This is a genomic window from Thioclava sp. SK-1 (assembly GCF_001705665.1).
Taxonomy (GTDB): domain Bacteria; phylum Pseudomonadota; class Alphaproteobacteria; order Rhodobacterales; family Rhodobacteraceae; genus Thioclava.
Genome location: NZ_MDHA01000002.1, coordinates 1 through 476, shown reverse-complemented (window position 1 = coordinate 476; position 476 = coordinate 1). Strand labels below are relative to the sequence as shown.

Sequence of the window (476 nt, the reverse complement as noted above, 5' to 3'; positions counted from 1 at the left end):
CCATCGCCTACCACACGAAGGTTGCCCGCTTCCCCGCATACAAAGATCTGACGGGCTTCGACTTTGCATCGAGTGAGATCATTGAAGCAACAGTGCGGCAGCTACACCGATGCGAGTTTATCGAAGCGGCCGAGAATGTCGTTTTGATCGGCGGTCCGTCGTCCATTGGGCTTGAACCAATGGCGCCTCAATAGACGACCGGGCAAGAGCCACACAGCCACAGCAATCGGCGTCCAAGCCATCGAACATCACCGGCGTAAGGTGCGCTTCTTCTCAACTGTGGAATTGGTCAACGCGCTGGAGCAGGAAAAGGCGCTCGGGACTTGCATCACTTCCGTTCCGGTTTTCTGTGAGCAATGCTCGCTTTGAAGGAGACTGGATATGGCAGCCAAGCATAGTGAAGATTTCAAGCGCGAAGCGGTTCGGATCGCGGCGCACAGCGGCCTGACACGGCGACAGGTTGCGTCGGACCTTGG

Annotated in this window: 1 pseudogene; it reads left to right on the top strand. The window is 56.9% G+C overall.

The features are described 5' to 3' along the window. Positions 1-321, top strand: a pseudogene (locus tag BFP70_RS00025) (ATP-binding protein); the annotation flags it as partial. Positions 322-476 lie beyond the last annotated feature (155 nt).